We start from the raw sequence: 15255 nt of genomic DNA on the forward strand, positions 1-15255 counted from the left end.
CGGACGAGCGCTTCGCGCCCATTGCGAGCCCCGCGCGCGAGTTCCCCTTCGACGTGCTCGTCGCCGCGAGCGCCACGGGGCTCGAGGGTCTGCCCGAGGGCGCCCGCGTGGGCACCTCCGCGCCGCGGCGCCGCGCGCAGATCGCGGCGCTGCGCTCCGACGTCGATCTCGTGCCGCTGCGAGGGAACATCGAGACCCGCATGGGCTTCGTGACCTCCGGTGAGCTCGACGCCGTCGTCCTCGCCGGAGCCGGGCTCTCTCGCACCAACCGCCTCGACCGTGCCTCCCACCGTTTCGGTCCCGAGGAGATGCTGCCGGCACCCGCGCAGGGTGCGCTCGCGGTCGAGGCGCGCGCGGACGACGATTACGCCGCCGCTGCCGTCGCCACCGTCGACGACCCCGAGACCACCCTCGCCGTCGCTGCCGAACGCCGGGTGCTCGCCGTGCTCGAGGCCGGGTGTACTGCCCCGGTGGGCGCGTACGCCTCCCTCGACGGTGACGAGCTCCGCCTCGACGCCGTGGTCGCGTCCGTCGCGGGAACGCGCGTCCTGAGGGAAAGCGCCTCCGCCGTCATTCCTGGGCGTTCCGGGGACGGGTCGGCGCACGGCGAGACGGTTGCGCAAGCGGCACGACTCGAGGCCGCGCGCGCACTCGGCGAACAGGTCGCCGCTGCGCTACTCGAGCGGGGAGCCGCCGAGGTCGTGCTCGTCGCCGGCGAGTTCGAGGACGAGCGAACGCCGTTGGCCCCGCCGATATCAGGGAAACCGCCGGACGGAGGCCCGCCCGAATAGTGCGGAGCGGCGGAGTCCGAGAGGGCCGCGAGGCGGCCCGCGATCTGCTGCGCCCCGCAGCGAAGGCGCACCATTAGACCTGCACATCGCCCCACACGCCATGTGGAAGCGAAAAGCGTTCGGAGAAAGAAAACGATGACTCGAAGCAGCACCACCCGCCCCGGCACCGTCCGTTTCGTCGGTGGGGGTCCCGGCAACGCCGGGATGCTCACCTGCCGCGCACGTGAGGTGCTCGGGGTGACGGCCGTGGTCTATGTCGACGCCGATGTTCCCGCCGACGTCCTGCGCCTCGTGGCCACGGATGTGGCCGTGCCGCAGGAGCTGCTCGACGAGCGCCAGGCGGCGATGGACGAGGCCGTGGCCTCCGAGGACAAGGCCGAGATCAAGCGGCTCAAGAACGCGCCGGCCCCGACCGCCGCGGACGTGCGCACCGCGATCGGCGAGCCCAAGGCGATCGCCAAGACCCTCGTTGCGGAGGCGAAGAAGGGCCACGATGTGGTCCGCCTCGTCTCCGGCGACCCGATGACCTGCGACTTCGCCTCAGCGGAGATCACCGCCGTGGGCCGTACCGCCGTGCCGTTCGAGATCGTCCCGGGCCTCACTCCTGCGACCTCGGTGCCCGCCTTCGCAGGCATCGCGCTCGGCTCCGGCCACCTCGCCGTCGACGGCCGTCGCGACGTCGACTGGGAGGTCGTCGCCCAGGGGCCGCTGCCCATCGTCATCACCACATCGTCCTCGCACCTAGGCGAGACCCAGAAAGCGCTGTGCGAGCAGGGTCTAGGCGCCTCGACTCCGGTGACCGTGACCTCCGCCGGCTCGATGACCACCCAGAAATCCGCGGACGGCAGCCTCTCCGAGCTGGCATCCTTGGGCAAGACCTTCGACGGCGAGTTGGTGGTGACCTTGGGTAAGGAAGCGGCGTCGCGCCACAGGCAGCAGTGGTGGGAGTCCCGCGCGCTCTTCGGCTGGAACGTCCTCGTGCCGCGCACCAAGGAACAGTCCCGCGACATGAGCGACAGGATCCGCGATTTCGGTGCCGTGCCCGCCGAGGTGCCCACCATCTCCGTGGAGCCGCCGCGCTCCCCGGCGCAGATGGAGCGCGCCGTCAAGGGCCTGGTGGACGGCCGCTACGAGTGGGTCGTGTTCACCTCGGCCAACGCCGTCAAGGCCGTGTGGGAGAAGTTCTGCGAGTTCGGCCTCGACTCGCGCGCCTTCTCCGGCGTGCGCGTCGCGGCGGTGGGGGAGAAGACGGCCGAGCGGATCCGCGAGCTCGGCATCTCGCCCGAGCTGCTGCCCAGCGGCGAGCAGTCCTCGCAGGGCCTGCTCGAGGTCTTCCCGCCCTACGATCCGGACGTCGACCCCGCCTCGCGCGTGCTCCTGCCCCGCGCGGACATCGCCACCGAGACCCTCGCGGCAGGGCTCGCTGAGCTGGGCTGGGAGGCAGAGGATGTAACGGCGTACCGCACCGTTCGCGCCGCCCCGCCCGCCGCCGAGATCCGCGACATGATCAAGTCGGGCGGCTTCGACGCCGTGTGCTTCACGTCCTCGTCCACCGTGCGCAACCTGGTCGGAATCGCGGGCAAGCCGCACGCGCGGACCCTCATCGCCTGCATCGGTCCGCGCACCGCGGAGACGGCCGCCGAGTTCGGCCTGCGCGTCGACGTGCAGCCGGCCAACGCGAACGCCGTGGAGCTCGTCGAGGCGCTCGCCGAGCATGCGCAGGTGCTCCGCGAGGCCGGCGAGCTCCCGCCGCCGCGCAAGAAGTCGCGCCGCCGCGGGTAGCTCCCGTAGCGAAGGCCCCGCTCCTCGAATGGTTCGAGGGCGGGGCCTTTTCGTGCCTGCCGGAGGTGCGCCGCCCACCGCTCGCGGTGCCCGCGCGGTCCGGGGTTACCGTGGAAACCATGTCCATCGACTCACCCATCATCCGTCCCCGCCGCCTCCGCCAGTCCCCGGCCATGCGCCGCCTGATCTCGGAGACCTCGCTCGAGCCGCGGCACCTGATCCTCCCCGTGTTCGTCGCCGACGGCATCGACGCGCCGCGCGAAATCTCCTCGTTGCCCGGCGTCTACCAGCACACCGTCGAGTCGATCCGTGAGGTCGCGCGCGACGTGGTCGAGCGCGGGCTCGGGGGGATCATGGTCTTCGGCGTCCCGCGCGAGGAGGACAAGGACGCGACGGGCGAGGCCGGCATCGATCCCGATGGCATCCTCAATCGCGGGCTCGCGGCGATCCGCGAGGAGGTCGGCGGCGAGACGCTCATCATGTCCGACTTGTGCCTCGACGAGTTCACCGATCACGGCCACTGCGGGGTGCTCTCGACGGACGCGCGCGGCGAGGAGATCATCGACAACGACGCGACGCTCGAGCAGGACGCTCGCATGGCAGTCGCCCAGGCCGAGGCCGGGGCGGACATCGTGGGTCCGAGCGGGATGATGGACGGGCAGGTCGCCGTGATCCGGCGTGCCCTCGACGACGCCGGCTTCACCGACACCGTGATCCTCGCCTACGCCGCGAAGTACGCGAGCGCCTTCTACGGCCCGTTCCGCGAGGCCGTCGGCTCCTCGCTCTCCGGCGACCGCCGCACCTATCAGCAGGACCCCGGCAACGCCCGCGAGTCGCTCCGCGAGGTCCGCCTCGACCTCGAGGAGGGGGCCGACATCGTCATGGTCAAGCCCGCGATGGCGTTCTCCGACATCATCGCCGAGACCGCCGAGACCGTCGACGTGCCCGTCGCCGCCTACCAGGTGAGCGGCGAATACGCGATGCTCTCCGCCGCCTTCGAACGCGGCTGGCTCGACCGCGACGCGGCGATCCTCGAGTCCCTCTACTCGCTGCGCCGCGCGGGCGCCGACATGATCCTCACGTACTGGGCGGCGTACGCCGAAGGGCTCATTCGTGACGCCGGTCACCAGGGAGCCCCCAAGGGCTGGCAGAATCGGCCCTAGTCTGTCTTGGGGACGTCTGTCCCCGAGAACGTCAAGCGAGATTAGGGGGTCCGCAGCGTGGCCGAGACGCCGCAGGCGCCGAACAGCACCGTGCCCGAGCCCCCGCAGCCGGGCAGGGGGCCGGAGCCCTCTCTCCCCGGACGCGGGGGCGAGCGCGGCCTGCCCGCCCCGGATTGGCCTCGGCCGGGTGGGCAGGGTGGCTGGGGCGAAGGCGGTTGGGGCGGCGGCCCCGGCGGGATCGGCGGCCCGGGAGAGGGGCCGCACACACCGGGCCGCGAGCCCGGCGGCCGAGCGGGGCGCGGGTACGAGCCGCCGGCCGGCGACGCTGGGAGCGGCCCGGGCCTCGGGGGAGGTCGCGACGGCGCGGGGGAGCTCCCTTCGCCCGGCGAGAATCCGGGGCGAGACGGTGAGAAGGCTGGCTACGGCGCCGACCCCGGCGGGTTCAATCCGCTCCCGCACATGCCTCAGCGCGGGCAACGCGATGGTCAGGGCAACGACCACGGGCAGGGTGACGACACCCCGGAGGCGCCCGCCTCGGTCCATACCGCGTGGTTCCTCTACATCCTCGCGGCCGTGTTCTCCGTGGTCTCCCCGCTCACGGCCTTCCTTCCTGGCGGCCGCTCGACGTCTGTCGAGGCGGTGCGCGACGCCCTTGCCGGCACCGATCAGCAGTACTCGGACGAACAGATCGGCGCGGCCTCGACGCTCATCGACGTGATCGCCGTGGTCCTCGTCGCGGCCCTCGCCATCGCGTTCCTCTTCGTCGCGCGGAGGCTCTTCCGCGGCAAGCAGTGGGCGCGGGCGCTGCTCACGGCCGGCACCGTGGTCCTGGTCGCGCGCGGCCTCGCCGCGCTGTTCACGCTGCTCGCCGGCGGCCCCGGCCCCGAAGCGCAGTTCCACGCCGAGCCCGTGCCCAACTTTGTGGACCTCGCCTCGACCGTCCTCGCCGGTCTCTTCGGCGGCGTCGCTCTATGGCAGCTGTACACGAAGGAATCCACTACCTTCTTCCTGGAGAACTCCGGTGTCGGGACCAAGCTCTAGCCCCGGGCGGGCGCCGCGGGATCCGCGCGGCCGCGCCCAGCGCCGCCCCGATCCATCGGAAGACGTGTACTACGCGGAGGACGGCTGGTCCTGGGCGTGGATCCTCGCCGGGCCGGCGTTCTGCCTCGCGGCCGGGGTCTTCGAGGCGTCCACCGGGGCGCCGGTCCACTGGCTCATGCTGGGCATCTGCGCCCTGGCGATTGCGCTCACCCACGGCGTGTTGATCGCGGCGACCAGGATCCACGGGCTCGTCCGGGTCACCGAGGGTTCCTACTGGCAGGGCACGGAGGAACTCGAGCTGGAGCACATCGAAGGCGTCCTCCCCGCGCCGATCGAGGGGACGCGGCTGCTCGGCGAGCTCTCGGGACTGCCACGGCGCCGCCACCCCATCGGCCTCAAGCTCCGGGACGGCTCGATGGTCCGCGCGTACGCGAAACACCCGGATGCGCTGGCCGAGGCCCTGGAGTCGGTAGTGGGCACGGCTACTCCGCCGTCAGACGATCCCTACGAGCCGAACCTCGACCCGTGGGGAGAGCCGGATGAGTGAGCGGAGCCCCCGGTGGGGCGCGCGGTCGAATCCCGTTCCGGCGCGAGCGCGGTCGCGTGCGCTGACCCTTGCCGTCGCGATCATGGCCGCGGTCCTCGCCGTCGTGCTGTGGTTCTCGGCCGCGACCATGGTGCCCGCGGGCTCGCCCGTCGACCCCGACGCGCACATCACGGACCGGGTCTGGGACCCGCGGCGCCTTGCAGCCGCGGTGATCTGTTTCGACGTCGCGCTCGTAGCGTTCGCCCTCGCGTTCGTGCACCGGCGCAGCGGCCTGACGGCTGACGAGGCGGCAAGTGAAGTCGCCGGGGGAGCGGCCGAGGCGTCGGTCGGGGAATCGGCCGAAGGGGCGGGCGCCGAGACAGGCACGGAGACTGGCTCAGAGAGGGGCACGGATGCGGCCTCCGGAGTCGATTCCGAGGCCGGACCCGACTCGCCGGTAGGGAACGCCGACCGGACCTGAACGCTCCTGAATCGGCCCGCGCTGGCGTTGTGTGCGTTCGTTTAAAAAGCTCAGGTCACAATCGAATATCGTTGCAGAACCGTTGCTGGAAACGCGTTCCTACCGCCGGATCCGGCCGATAGTCTGAACCGGAATCGCCCGCCGAATCACATCGGTGTGAGCGAAGCGGAAAGCTATCCGTCCGCGCCGCCCACTAAGGGGAATTGGCGCGGATGCACGTCTGGATCGGGGTTTAAGTGCAGCGCAAGGGCAAGATCGTAAGTGTCGCGGCAATGGTGGGGACGGCGGCGGTACTCGCGGCCGGCAGCGCGACTGCGGTGGAGCCCATCCAGTGGCAGAACTGCGCCGAACTGTTCAATCTGGGAGATGGCGCGGATGAAACCCTCGGGAACATGCAGTGCTCCACCGTCGAGGTCCCGATGGACTACGATAACCCGGACGGGCCGACAACCACGGTGGCCGTCTCCAAGGTTCCCGCCAGGTCCGGCGAGTCGAAGTCGGCAGTGTTCGGCAACCCGGGCGGCCCGGGCGCGGATGCCCTGCTGTTCTGGGCGAACACCGAGCAGAGCCCCGGTGCGGATCCGATGTACGACGACAGCGACCTCATCGCCGTGCAGCCGCGCGGCCTCTGGGGCTCCGACCCCGTCATGTGCGATCCGTCGAAGGTGGGCGCGCTCTCGCTCAACCGCGTCCACGACGCCTGCTTCGGCACGGACGCGGACTACATCTCGACGATGACCACCGAGAACGCCGCCCGCGACATGGACACCGTCCGTCAGGCGATGGGCCTGGACACGCTTGACTACTACGGCGTCTCCTACGGCACTAAGCTCGGCGCGGATTACGCGACCCTGTACCCGGAGCACACGGGCCAGATGGTCCTCGACTCCAACGTCTACCCCGACGGCAAGTGGTCCGAGATGTCCGAGCGCACCACGCTCGCGCAGCACGCCCGCATTTACGACATGTTCGACTGGATCGCGGCGAACGATGCCGAGTACGGCCTGGGCGATACGCCGCTCAAGGTCTACCTCAACTGGAAGAACATCGCGGACCAGGAGGTCGGCGGCACGCCGAACCTCGTCCCGCCGCCCGCCCAGGCAGGGGACCTCCCGAAGGAGCTCCGCGATACGCCCGTCGAGAAGCCCGCGCTCGGCGCCGCCAACGCCGTCGCTCCGGCGCTCGTCCGGGCCGAGGGTGCGTGGAACGCGCTCACGCTGCGCGATCTCACCAACAACGCGGCCTCCGGCGTGGTGTCCGCGACCGTCGGCGGCACGGCCAACGAGCAGTCGTGGCCGATGCTCGCGAACACGCTCGCCTACTACCACAACGGCGGCAAGATCCCGCGCGTCTCGCCGGTCGCCGCGCAGCAGATCCGCAATGCGCAGAACTCAGATGGGCACCAGCTCAACACCGAGGCCGATATGTTCACCATCGTCACGTGCAACGAGGACGCGACGACCCAGGACCCGCTCGGCATCGCGGCCGCGCGCATCGATGGCGCGACGGGCGGCGACCGCCTCCTCGCCAAGGCTGCGGGCCAGGGCGCGGGCTCCGACTGTCTCGGCTACGCGCCGGTGGCCAAGCCGATCCAGCCCTCGGGCGAGGGGCTTGCCAAGAAGCCGCTCATCATCCAGAACGAGAACGACGTCATCACGCCCATCGAGGGCGCGGAGGAGATGCAGAGGGTCATGGGCGGCCAGCTCACCCTTATCCCCAACGGCGGCCACGGCGCGTTCCGCACCGGCAACCGGTTCATCGACGAGGCTGTGTCGAACTTCTTCACCGCCGGCGCCCTACCGGCCGAGCACCTCCAGGGCCGCGATGCCCCGAAGCCGCTGCCGAAGGACCTCAGCGAGAAGTACCCGAGCAACCTCGTGGGCTACGACAAGGGCGACAACTCGATCCTCTCGGCGCTGGCCTCGCATCCGACGGCCGCCGCTGCGGCGCAGGCCGGCGGCGAGAACGCCGCGACGGCGAACGAGTCCGGCCAGGGGCAGGACGAGGCGGCGAAGGTCGAGTCGGCGGATAGCGGCGCACAGAACGGTGCCCAGGGTGGTGCCCAGAACGGCACGCAGAATGGCGCCCAGGGCGGCACGCAGGCCACGAAGCCCGCGGTGCAGAACCCGGCGCAGCAGGTCGGTGATGTGGCACGCGGCGCCGCCGATGCCGTCGACCGTGCTGCCTCGGATCTCACCGGTACGCAGCAGTCCGGGGCTCGCTACAACGTCGACCAGGTCCTTGGCGCGAAGTAGGGCACCGCGCGAGCGCATCAACACCGGCTCCATCGGCCGTCCCGCACAGCGGGGCGGCCGATGCCGCATTTGTGGCCGCATCGACATCGATCTCTGTGGAGCGGGTGCGGGTAGCGGGTAGCGGTCCAGCGGCGGTCAAGCAGCGAGGACTCGGCGGCGCACGCGGACGGAGGGTCCCACCCTGCGGTACTGGCAGAATTCCCGCCTACGAAATTGTCGATCCACGAGCGGACGCAGCGCGTGGATAGACACCTTCTCTCGCGGATTCGGCTCGGGTGTGGAGTCGGCACCGGCGTGGATTCGGCTCGGGCAGAAGTCCCGGCGACCCCGCCGCCGAATCGGCACAGCTCCGGACGTTCTGCGGTCTGGCAATCCCAAATGCTGGACGCCCGCCCAAAAACCTTCGAAATCGCGTGACGTTTTCCGCGCCCGGGGCAATAGAGAGATAGGTCATGCGCAAGCAGTGGCTGGGAGAGCAATTTCGGAGGGGGCTTTCCCATCCCCGCTTGCCGACCGCGCCTGTAGGCTTGGGCCCGCTCAATGGCGGGCCCATATGGCGATTTCGGCAGGTCGCGGCTCCGCTCGGCGATCCGGCCACTGCCTGGTGTGCCGACCGTTCCGCGCTCCCTCGACCGCTATCCGCTCGGGTTCCGGCCGGCATCCGCCCGCCATACACCCGCTATCCGCCCGGCCCCGCGCGAAGCCAGCGCGCGCCCGCCCCGGCGGATCTGGGACACTGGACCGCGTGAGTGAGCCACGAGATCCACAGCCAGCTACATCCACCTCCCCGCAGCCCACCGAGCGCTCGGCCGCCCTGTTCGCTGCGGCGAACGACGTCATCCCGGGCGGGGTCAACTCGCCTGTGCGGGCCTTCAACTCGGTCGGCGGCACGCCGCGCTTCGTGTGTGAGGCGAAGGGCTCGCAGCTCACCGACGTCGACGGCAACACCTACATCGACCTCGTTTCGAGCTGGGGCCCGATGATCCACGGGCACGCGCACCCGGAGATCGTCGCGGCGGTGCAGGAGGCGGCAGCGAAGGGGCTCAGCTTCGGCACACCCACCGAGGGCGAGATCGACCTCGCCCGCGAGATCATCGGCCGTACGCAGGTCGAGCAGGTGCGGCTGGTCAACTCGGGCACCGAGGCGACGATGTCGGCGGTGCGCCTCGCCCGCGGGTTCACGGGCCGCCCGAAGGTGGTCAAGTTCGCCGGCAACTACCACGGCCACGTCGACGCGCTCCTCGCCGAGGCGGGCTCCGGGCTCGTCACCTTCGGTCTTCCCGGCTCGCCCGGGGTCACGGGCGCGAGCGCCCAGGACACCATCGTCCTGCCGTACAACGACCTCGACGCGGTCAAGGCGGCCTTCGCCGAGGACGGCGCGGAGATCGCGTGCGTCATCGTCGAGGCAGCCCCGGGAAACATGGGTACCGTCCCGCCGCTCCCGGGATTCAACCAGGGGCTGCGCGAGATCACGGCCGAGCACGGCGCGCTTCTCATCCACGACGAGGTCATGACCGGCTTCCGCGCCTCCCGCTCCGGCTGGTGGGGGATCGAGGGTGTGACGGCGGACATCGCCACTTTCGGGAAGGTCATGTCGGGCGGTCTCCCCGCCGCGGCGTTCGGCGGCCGTGCCGATGTCATGGACCGCCTCGCCCCCGCCGGGCCGGTGTACCAGGCGGGCACGTTGTCCGGGAATCCCGTCGCGGTCGCGGCGGGTCTTGCCAGCCTCCGCCTCGCCGATTCGGGCGCGTACACGCGGCTCCAGGCCAACGCCGACCGGCTCGACCGGCTCATCACCGACGCGCTCACCCACGAGGGCGTGCCGCATCGCGTGCAGCGCGCGGGCACGATGCTCTCGGTGTTCTTCCGCGACGAGCCGACCACCGATTTCACCGAGGCCAAGGCGGCCGAGACGTTCCGCTACGCCCCGTTCTTCCACGAGCTGCTCGCCCGCGGGGTCTTCGCGCCGCCGAGCGCCTTCGAGACGTGGTTCGTGTCCACCGCGCTCACGGACGACGATCTCCAGCGGATCGGCGAGGCGCTCGCCCCGGCGGCCCGCGCGGCCGCCGCGGCGAAGCCCGAGTAGACGTCAAGCGCGCACAGGCGCGAAACGCACACTGACGCGAAACGCGATCAGACGCGAAGCCCGAAAGAAGAAGGCGAGAAGAGCACAATGTCGCAGTTCACCGGACTCACGCGCGCCGTCCGCGGCGCCCACCCCGATCCCGCCCCCGAGCCGCCGTCGCTCGACCCGGCGCGCAATTCCGGCGATCCCGAGGAGATCCAGACGATCGTGCACCTGTGCCGCCACGGCGAGGTGTACAACCCCGAGGGCGTGCTCTACGGGCGGCTCCCCGGCTTCCGCCTCTCGGACAAGGGCCGCTCGCAGGCCGACACCATCGGCAGGACGCTCGGCCACGGCCACGACATCACCTCGGTCACCGCCTCGCCGCTGCAGCGCGCGGTGGAGACGGCCACCCCGCTCGCCGAGGCCCTCGGCCTGCCCATCGCGATCAACTCCGAGATCATCGAGGCCGAGAACTCCTTCGAGGGCAGCGTCGTCGCCGGCTCCGGCGGCGCGCTGCTCGATCCCTCGCGGTGGAAGTCCCTCCTCAACCCCTTCACGCCCAGCTGGGGCGAGCCGTACCTCGCCATCGCGCACCGGATGCTCGGCGCCGTGTACGCCACGCTCGACGCCTCCCGCGGCCACGAGGCGGTGCTGGTCAGCCACCAGCTCCCCGTCTACACGACCCGTCGTTTCCTCGAGGGTCGTCGCCTCTGGCACGACCCCCGCTCGCGCCAGTGCTCGCTCGCCTCGGTTACCTCTTTGGTCTTCGAGGGCACTACCCTGAGGGAGATCGTGTACAGCGAACCGGCGGGCGCATCGGACCCGTCGCAGACAGGAGCGTAAAGCCTCGTGCCCTGGTCAGGACCTCGCAATATCCCCACCACCCCGCGCGGGGATGCCGTGGCGGATCCGGCGCCCCGGCGCCGCGCGGGGGCCGGGACCGGCCGTAGGGCACTCGCTGCGGCCATGGCGCTCGTGGTCGGTGGCGCGCTCCTCGTCGGCTGCTCCACGGGGCGCGAGCAGGCGGTCACCTCCGGCGACACGTTCGAGTTCGTCTCACCGGGCGGGCAGACCGAGATCCACTACGCGCCGGAAGAGCGCAAGCCGCTCGCCGAGCTCGCGGGTCCCAACGTGCTCGACCCCGACACCCGGGTGTCCTTGGACGATTTCGCGGGGCAGGTCGTCGCCGTCAACCTGTGGGGCCAGTGGTGCGCGCCGTGCCGCAGCGAGGTCGACGATCTCGAGAGGCTCCAGGAGGCGAACAAGGCCGCGGGCTTCACGGTTCTGGGGATCAATCTCCGCGATCCCAACCGGCAGAAGCCCGTCGACTTCATCGAGGACAACGAGGTCACGTACCCGTCGATCTGGGATCCCTCGCAGGCCGCGGTCGCCGCACTCCACGGATTCCCCACCTCGGTGGTCCCCTCGACGCTGGTGCTCGACCGCGAGCACCGGGTCGCGGCCGTCTATCTGGCCGAGGTCTCCGACGTCAAACTCCAGCCCGTCCTCGACGACCTGCTCGCCGAACCGGGAGCGGGGCAGGGGGCCGGAGCCGCATCCTCCACCGCCGGCACCGCCGCGGCCTCCTCGGTACCCGCGGGGGCGTAGGGCAGACGATGGACAACGCGAACCCGGCTGCCCCCGTGCTGCTCGCCTCGGCTGGGGACAGCTTCTCCGCGGCGATCTCGTCCGGGCCGCTGCTCCTCGCCGTCGGCGCCGCGCTCCTCGCCGGGCTCGTCTCCTTCGCCTCACCGTGCGTGGTCCCGCTCGTACCCGGCTACCTCGCATATCTGACGTCGATCGTCGCCCCCGCTCAGCCCTCCGCGGCGCAGACGGCCGGGGGAGGGGCGCAGGCTGGCACTCCCGCCGAGCGGCCGAGGGCGGCGCGCTGGCGGGTCACGGCGGCGGCGCTGATCTTCGTCGCCGGGTTCACGGTGGTGTTCGTGCTGCTCAGCGCCGTCGTCCTCGGCGCCATCCAGTACCTCGCCCCGCAGCAGGAGCTGCTGCAGCGGATCGGCGGGGTGATCATCGTGCTGATGGGCCTCGTCTTCATCGGCCTCGTCCCCGCGTTGCAGCGCGACACTCGGATGCAGCCAAAGGTGCTGTCCACGTGGCTCGGCGCGCCGCTGCTCGGCGGGATCTTCGCGCTCGGATGGACGCCCTGCCTCGGCCCGACCCTCGCCTCCGCGCTCGCGCTGTCCGCGGGCACGGGGACCGACGCCGCGAGGGGAGTCGCTCTCATCGTCGTGTACTGCCTCGGCCTCGGTCTGCCCTTCGTGTTCCTCGCCTTCGGCTCCACGTGGGCCACGGGCGCGACGCGCTGGGCACAGAGGCACAGCCGTACCATTCAGGTGGTGGGCGGCGTCCTGCTCATCGTCGTGGGCGTCCTCCTCGCCACCGGACTGTGGATGGACTTCGTCGCGTGGCTGCGCGACTTCGCCATCTCCGACACGACCTTGCCGATCTAGCGGCTGGAAAAACGACCGCAGCACCAGAGACCTCAGCACCCGAGATTCCAATGCCCGAGACACGAGAACCCGCGAGCCCGCCCAGGGTTCGTCCCGCGAAAGGACCGGAACGCACATGAGCCCCGAGGCGAATTCGAAGGTAGGCGACATGGTCTCCGATACCGCAGCCGAGAGCGCCGGCGGTGCTCCCGGGCAGAATCCGCAGAAGGTGCTCGTCACCGGCGGCGCCGGGTTCATCGGCTCCACGCTCGTCGACCGGCTAATCGCCGAGGGCTTCGAAGTCGTGGTCGTCGACAACCTCATTTCCGGGAAGATGGCGAACCTCGAGGCCGCGAAGGCCACCGGCAAGCTTACGTTCCACCAGATCGACATCACGGACCCCGAGCTCGACTCTGTGATCCAGCGCGAGGCTCCCGCCACGATCTACCACCTCGCCGCGCAGATCGACGTGCGCAAGTCCGTCGAGGATCCGGTCTTCGACGCCGAGATCAACGTCGTCGGCACCGTGCGCATCGCCGAGGCCGCACGCAAGGCCGGCACCCGCCGCATCGTCTTCACCTCTTCGGGCGGCTCGATCTACGGCCCCACCGAGGACCTCCCCGTCGCCGACTCACGGAGCGTCAACCCGCTGAGCCCCTACGCCGCGGGCAAGGTCGCCGGCGAGATCTACCTCGAGATGTTCGCCCAGCTCTACGGGATCTCCTGGGCGGCCGTCGCCCCCGCGAACGTCTACGGGCCGCGGCAGAACCCGCACGGCGAGGCCGGGGTCGTCGCGATCTTCTCCCAGCGCCTCATCGCCGGCGAGCCCACCCGGGTCTTCGGCACGGGCTCGAACACTCGCGACTACGTCTTCGTCGAAGACGTCGTCGACGCGTTCTTCCGCGCCGGGACCACCCCGGAGGCCGGTGGCCTGCGCTTCAACGTGGGCACAGGCGTGGAGACCTCCGACCGCAGGCTCCACACCCTCGTCGCCGAGACCGTGGGCGCCCCGGACAACCCGGACCTCGCCCCCGCCCGCCTCGGCGATGTCGCCCGCAGCGCCCTCGACGCCACCCGCGCCCGTGAGGTGCTGGGCTGGTCGCCGCAGGTCGACGTGGCCACGGGCGTCGCCCGCACGGTGGAATTCTTCCGAAAGTAGTCCGAGTAGTTCATGGTCAAGACCGCAACACCCGAGAGCGAACGTGCCCCGAAGAAGTCGGGCGAACCTTCTCTCCTCAACAAGATCATCGCGCCGCCGCGCAACGCCTGGCGGATCCTCACGCAGATGCGCACAGCGCTCATCCTGCTCATGCTCCTGGCCATCGCGGCCATCCCCGGCGCGCTCCTGCCGCAGCGGAACCTCAGCCAGCAGAACGTCGACACCTACCTCGCCGAGCGCCCCACGCTCGGCAAGATCTTCGACGAGGTGCAGCTGTTCGACGTGTTCTCCTCGTGGTGGTTCACGGCGATCTACGTCCTGTTGTTCGTCTCGCTCGTCGGCTGCCTCACCCCGCGCTGCTTCGAGCTCGTCCGGCAGCTCCGGATGCGGCCGCCCACGGCGCCCGGCAGGTTCACCCGCCTCCCACACAACGCGTCGATCAGCACGGACGTCCCCGCTGACGAGGCGGCGTCCGTCGTCAAGAAGAGCCTCAAAGGCTGGCGGGTCCGGTACAACGACGGTGACGGGCGCGTGGCCGGCGCGAAGGAGATCTCCGCCGAGCGTGGCTACCTCCGCGAGGTGGGCAACATCGTGTTCCACTTCGGGATGCTCGCGCTCATCGTGGCGATGGGCGCCGGGAAGTTCTTCTACTACGAGGGCATGGTGATCCAGATTCCGGGCAAGGACGCCCCGGCATACTGCAACACCACCCCGTCGGCGTTCGACTCGTTCCGCGCCGGCATCTCGGTCGACGGCACGCAGCTCAGCCCGTTCTGCGTGCGCCTCGACAGCTTCGACGCCGAATACCTGCCCAACGGTCAGGCGAAGATGTTCAGCGCCGAGACCCGGTACAACCCGGATGTGACGACGAGCGATCCGAGCTCATGGCCGGTCCACCATCTCAAGGTCAACGACCCGCTGCGCATCAACGGAGACCGCGTCTACCTCCAGGGCCACGGCTACGCCCCGACCTTCACCGTCACCTGGCCCAACGGCGAGACCCGCACGGACACGATCCAGTGGGCCCCCTCGGACCAGATGACCTTCCTCTCCTCTGGCGTCATGCGCTTCGACCCGCCCGCCGGCATGTTCCCGGATTTCGACGATCGCGTCGCCAACGGCATCGCCATCCAGGGGCTCTTCGCGCCGACCGCGCAACTCGACGGGCAGCTGCTGTCCTCGAGCAACCCGGATATGAAGGACCCGGCGGTGGCGATTGACGTGTACAAGGGCGACACGGGCCTCGAGACCGGACGGATGCCCGGGCTGTTCTCACTCGACCAGTCCCTCATCGAGGACGGGGAGCTCAACCGCGAGGCGCGGGTCAACCTGCGCCCCGGTGAATCGACGACCCTGCCCGGCGGAGTCCAGGTGCGCTTCGACGGCGCCAAGCAGTTCGCGAACCTGCAGATCTCGCACGACCCCGCGCAGAACTACGTGGGCATCTCCGCTCTGGTGATGATGGCCGGGCTCGTGCTGTCGATCTCCATCCGCCGGCGCCGCTTCTGGGCGCGAATCACCACGGACGACAAGGGCCGGACC

At 70.5% G+C, this 15255-nt stretch carries 13 protein-coding genes; all 13 read left to right on the forward strand.

All coding sequences use genetic code 11. From position 1 onward, the window contains the following. Positions 1–791 (forward strand): hydroxymethylbilane synthase (gene hemC, locus V7E05_RS11325; protein WP_333619760.1); only part of this gene is annotated, 791 nt, incomplete at its 5' end. 135 nt (positions 792–926) lie between these two features. Next, entirely contained in the window at positions 927–2573 is a 1647-nt protein-coding gene (locus V7E05_RS11330; protein ID WP_333619761.1) for a uroporphyrinogen-III synthase, read from the forward strand. A gap of 119 nt (positions 2574–2692) precedes the next feature. Next, the gene (hemB, locus tag V7E05_RS11335) at positions 2693–3736 is read left to right on the forward strand and encodes a porphobilinogen synthase (RefSeq protein WP_333619762.1); all 1044 of its coding nucleotides are present in this window, start codon (positions 2693–2695) and stop codon (positions 3734–3736) included. Positions 3737–3793: 57 nt separating this feature from the next. Further along, positions 3794–4777: a hypothetical protein gene (locus tag V7E05_RS11340; protein WP_333619763.1), complete on the forward strand. Its 984-nt coding sequence runs from the start codon at positions 3794–3796 to the stop codon at positions 4775–4777. Positions 4778–4841: 64 nt separating this feature from the next. Next, a complete protein-coding gene (locus tag V7E05_RS11345) occupies positions 4842–5324 on the forward strand; it encodes a hypothetical protein (protein WP_333619764.1) in 483 nt (160 codons plus the stop codon). Next, complete coding sequence (locus V7E05_RS11350; protein WP_333619765.1) at positions 5317–5784, forward strand: hypothetical protein; 468 nt, start codon at positions 5317–5319, stop codon at positions 5782–5784. The genes V7E05_RS11345 and V7E05_RS11350 overlap by 8 nt, the downstream gene beginning before the upstream one ends. Before the next feature lie 236 nt (positions 5785–6020). Beyond that, a complete protein-coding gene (locus V7E05_RS11355; protein ID WP_333619766.1) occupies positions 6021–8039 on the forward strand; it encodes an alpha/beta hydrolase in 2019 nt (672 codons plus the stop codon). A 745-nt stretch (positions 8040–8784) separates the two neighbouring features. Beyond that, the gene (gene hemL, locus V7E05_RS11360; RefSeq protein ID WP_333619767.1) at positions 8785–10125 is read left to right on the forward strand and encodes a glutamate-1-semialdehyde 2,1-aminomutase; all 1341 of its coding nucleotides are present in this window, start codon (positions 8785–8787) and stop codon (positions 10123–10125) included. 195 nt (positions 10126–10320) lie between these two features. After that, positions 10321–10950 carry a histidine phosphatase family protein gene (locus V7E05_RS11365; RefSeq protein ID WP_333619769.1) on the forward strand — a complete coding sequence of 210 codons (630 nt, stop codon included), beginning with the start codon at positions 10321–10323 and terminating at the stop codon, positions 10948–10950. Between the two features lie 123 nt (positions 10951–11073). Further along, a complete protein-coding gene (locus tag V7E05_RS11370) occupies positions 11074–11715 on the forward strand; it encodes a TlpA disulfide reductase family protein (protein ID WP_333619770.1) in 642 nt (213 codons plus the stop codon). A gap of 8 nt (positions 11716–11723) precedes the next feature. Next, positions 11724–12575, forward strand: coding sequence for a cytochrome c biogenesis CcdA family protein (locus V7E05_RS11375; protein WP_333619768.1), 852 nt, complete (start codon positions 11724–11726; stop codon positions 12573–12575). Between the two features lie 148 nt (positions 12576–12723). Next, positions 12724–13713 (forward strand): NAD-dependent epimerase/dehydratase family protein, encoded by a 990-nt coding sequence (locus V7E05_RS11380; RefSeq protein ID WP_333619771.1) that lies wholly within the window; start codon positions 12724–12726, stop codon positions 13711–13713. A 12-nt stretch (positions 13714–13725) separates the two neighbouring features. Further along, on the forward strand, positions 13726–15255 hold a 1530-nt coding region (gene resB, locus V7E05_RS11385; protein ID WP_442891664.1), incomplete at its 3' end, for a cytochrome c biogenesis protein ResB.

The sequence above is a fragment of the Dietzia sp. genome, from assembly GCF_036741115.1.
Taxonomy (GTDB): domain Bacteria; phylum Actinomycetota; class Actinomycetes; order Mycobacteriales; family Mycobacteriaceae; genus Dietzia.